Below are 3,797 nucleotides of genomic sequence, written 5' to 3'. Positions count from 1 at the left end.
TCGACCGGATTATCCCGTTTTTGCCCTGTCAACTCGCTGGCGTACTGGAACAACTCGAGGAACGGAACCAGGTCGTCGCCCTGAGGGGTCGATACCCCCGCGCCGGCCAGCTTGAGAACCTGGGTGACGAGTGCGAAAACCCGCGGACGGTCATCTTCGGGGATACCGACAATGTCGCCGATAACTGAAATAGGCAGTCCTGCAGCTAGGTCGACGAAGTCGCCTCCCCCAGCACTTAGCAGGGAGCCGGCCATGAGATGGGTGCGTGTTCGAATGCCCTGCTCGAGCTTGGCCACCGCGCGCGGGGTAAAGGCCTTCGCGATGATCCGGCGCCGCCTGGTGTGGTCAGGCGGGTCGAGGTTGACGATCGACGGGTAGGCCGCGAACAGGTCCACCTCCTGGATCAACGGACCACCAGTTGCGGTGAACGTTTCATGGTCGCGATGCACTCGGGATACCTCTGCATGTTTGGTGCAGACCCAGAACTCCCGGCCGACCCGATCATCGACGGCCACGGTGAGCTGCTGGTGATAGACCGGAGCCGTGCTGCGCAATTCAGCGAATACGTGATCGGGAAAGCCCTCCTCCCACAGCGAGAGGTCGGCGAGATCAAGCATCGCTTCAGTCATCGGCTCTTCCCGGGAGTTGGATCACAATTCACACCCGGGCTAAGACCGGTGAGAATGACGTGCAGGCCATACAGGAACATGGATTCAGCGCCCGCAACGTCGACCGCACCTGTCTTGGCGCGATGGTGCTCCAATTCCACCGATCCCAGCAGGTGGATGTAGAGCACTGCGTGCGCGGCACCGAAATCCTCCTCAGGCAAACCTGATTCGTGCAGGATCTTGCGCGTTGCGCGATCCATGTCGGTCGCGGCCGTTGTGTGTGGACGTTGCTGCAGCAGCGCCGCGATTCCAGGAACTGCTACCAGCACACGCCATGCGTTGGTGTAGAGCGCGACAAGACGCTGTTGCCAGTCACCCTCGGCCGGAACCTCAATGCTGCCGACTGCTGCCTCGATCAACAGATCCAGCATCTCGGCCTTACCGCTCACGTGGTAATAGACCGAAGACGCCGACGTTCCCGCCTCTGCGGCCAGGCCTCTCATCGTGACCTTGTCCACACCAACTCTTTCCGCCAAGGCCAGAAGGTGCTTGGTCAGATGAGCACGGTCCAACTCACCGTAGGCCAACCCGGGGGCCACCCGCCGCGAGGTTCTGGCCACGACACCCTTTCGAACGCTGTCCGAATTAGAACAGCGTTCAGATTGCCATAGCTGAAATGAGCAGTCAAGGCCGGCCCGGGCCACCCGCCGGCACTTGATCTGGGGCGTGCGCTGGGTGCACGTCCCGGCGGCTGGCAAACAGCACGGCTCCCCACGGTGGTCAGCGCTGGACCCCACCGCAGCGGCCGTACCATAGCCACGGCTCAGTACCGCCCAGATGCACTCCCCTACCCCGCCGCCTCGCCCAGCACAACCGAATACGCCGGAAACGAATATGGGGCTTTACCGGTATTTGCCGTCGTGGGTTGTGTCGTCGCTACAGCAAATTCCGCTTGATGACGAACCGCCAATATCCTTGATGCACAATGCATTTCGCATGTCCAGCAGCGCAAGACGGAGACGCGACTGGGTACCGCCAAGACAAGATCACATACCTAGGCCGACTAACTAGATTCTCATCATTGTGGCGGATCCGCCATTTTGATGTCACGAAGATGAGAATTCCGCCACGTTGGATGAGAACCTACAGCGGCGCGCAGTTCGTCGAGGTAGGCGATGAACTCCTCAAACGTGATGAGTTCTACCATCTCCCCAGGTGTGCCTCTGGGGATCAGCCGCGCCTCGCCGATGTTGCGGGGCAGCAACTCCGCTGGTTCCAAGGCATTTCCGAAGTGGCGGCTGGTGTTTCTGTTATCGGAGTTGTGATCGTAGCTTTGGTGGCTGCGCGTTGCCTTGCCTGACCAGAATGCGGCCGATTCCATAATATCGCGTTCATGGGAGCCATACATGATCAACGCCGCAGGCGTGACGTCTCGGATCGCCTTGCCCTGCAGCGGCCCATAAATGGCATCGAGTTGTGAACCGGACTGCGCGGCAAAGCAAATCGAGCATCCAAGCCCACGCGATTCGGCCAGATACTGTGGGAGCCGCGGGATCGGTGTATTGGTGATCTCGTCGAGGAACAACCCGATGCGGTGAAATTCCTCCCACTGCCCCACTTTTACGCGTTGCCGGTTGATCAGCTGATCCATCAACACAATCGCCTGCGCGGCGACCGTTCCATCGGCGGGGGTCAGCAGGAAAAGCGTGGCATCGGCGGCGTCGAAGAACGATAAGTCCAGCGGCGGGAACTCGCGATCGCGGCGGATGGTCAGCAACCACGCGGTGAGAACTTTGGTCACAGTCATTTTCACCGAATCGCGCTGCCTGGGCTCCATTTCCAACACCGCGCGCACCCGCGCCTCAAACAGCGGATCACTCGTCCATGCGGCGGCTGAGGCCCAACCGGCTTTCCATGACATTTGGAAAGGAACCAAGAGGTTTTCGATCTCGACGTTTTCTGAGGCTGCAAGGGTCCACTCCATCCCCTGCCCGGTAGCCGCTGGGCTGGCCGCGAATAATAGGCACACCAGCGGGGCCAGCGCTAATTGGTCCCACGGCCCCGGGTCGGATGATTGCCGAAATGCACTGCCGGACAATGCTATCGCTGATGTACTCAGTAGGCTTTGGGCCGTTGCGATTGCGTCATTCAGGTTGGTGATCAACGCGGTGGGGTCAAAACGATACGGGACGTACTCTTTGGGATAGTAGGGCGCGGTGATCGGCCGCAGATCCAGCAGCGCTGTAGGGCCGTAGCGACGGGAAGCCACCATCTGCATCAAATCGTCTTTACTGGATGACACAAACGCCGGACCAGGCCACAGCACCGCCGACTGGGCCAGCCAACCGCTCGTCTTACCGGTGTTGGGAGGGGCGAATCCCCCGACGTGGGGTGCCGTTTCCAACGGAACCCGCCGCCCCTGGGCATTTCGCGTCCACCCGGCGAAAGGGGTTACCGGCGGGCGAAATCCATCAGTACTGTTCGCAATTGCCATGTATCAACGGTAAGGCCGCCGCAGTGGGGTTGACTGCACAAAATTCGTTGATACTGGTGGCCTGGGAACCCTTCGCGTGCCGAAACAGGTCTCACACGGTCGGTCACTCTCATCGGTACGGCAGCTCGGACACCGCGTCACACAGTCTGCGCAGTAGTCCTTGCCGTCCAGATCGGCCAGTAGGCTGGCGTCGGGCTGCCGCATCGGTCACTGTGGTGAACACAGCGCACCGCTCGCAAGACAGCGTTTCGATCGGCGCACGTTACGCCTCAGGCTGATTGGTCCCCGATGGTCGGTGCAGATCCTCGCAAATCGCGATGGCCGCACTGATTTGGTCGAGGGTGTAGAGCCAGCCCAATGGCTCAACCCAGGTCCGCGGCACCAACTGCATGATGACCGGCCCTGGCAGGCCGCAGGCCTGGCTCACTTCTTTGATGGTGAACAGGCCAGTCAAATCCGCCGGGTGGTGGCACCGGGCTGTATCAAGTGGGATTAAGGTCTTCTGCGCAGCCATGCTTCAAGGTTAAATCCTCTACACCCCACGGCCGTCCGCTATTTTTGTTGGTTTTGTCGATTCTCATCTCCGGTGTCATTTAGCGATCCGCTGACCTTCGGCGATGCGAGTTGTCTCACGTAATGTCATCTGCGTTTTGTCTCAAACTCGTGTCATTTCTTGAGCCGCTGCATCTGGGGTC

3 protein-coding genes and 1 pseudogene are annotated in these 3,797 nt (G+C 60.1%); all 4 read right to left on the bottom strand.

Going from position 1 to position 3,797, the window contains the following annotated elements; genetic code table 11:
* Nucleotides 1–629 (bottom strand): annotated as a pseudogene (locus ACLP9N_RS36610) (cytochrome P450); the annotation flags it as partial.
* On the bottom strand, nucleotides 626–1,228 hold the full coding sequence (locus ACLP9N_RS36605) for a TetR/AcrR family transcriptional regulator (RefSeq protein WP_442411977.1): 603 nt from the start codon (nucleotides 1,226–1,228) through the stop codon (nucleotides 626–628). The pseudogene ACLP9N_RS36610 and the gene ACLP9N_RS36605, both read right to left, overlap by 4 nt.
* 458 nt (nucleotides 1,229–1,686) lie before the next feature.
* Complete coding sequence (locus ACLP9N_RS36600) at nucleotides 1,687–3,102, bottom strand: type IV secretory system conjugative DNA transfer family protein (RefSeq protein WP_442411976.1); 1,416 nt, start codon at nucleotides 3,100–3,102, stop codon at nucleotides 1,687–1,689.
* 262 nt (nucleotides 3,103–3,364) lie between these two features.
* Nucleotides 3,365–3,616 (bottom strand): hypothetical protein, encoded by a 252-nt coding sequence (locus ACLP9N_RS36595; RefSeq protein WP_442411975.1) that lies wholly within the window; start codon nucleotides 3,614–3,616, stop codon nucleotides 3,365–3,367.
* Nucleotides 3,617–3,797 lie beyond the last annotated feature (181 nt).

Origin of the sequence: Mycobacterium sp. (genome assembly GCF_052144515.1) — a bacterium.
Classification (GTDB): domain Bacteria; phylum Actinomycetota; class Actinomycetes; order Mycobacteriales; family Mycobacteriaceae; genus Mycobacterium.
The sequence above is the reverse complement of the archived record's forward strand: the minus strand, read 5'-3'. Positions and strand labels throughout refer to the sequence as shown.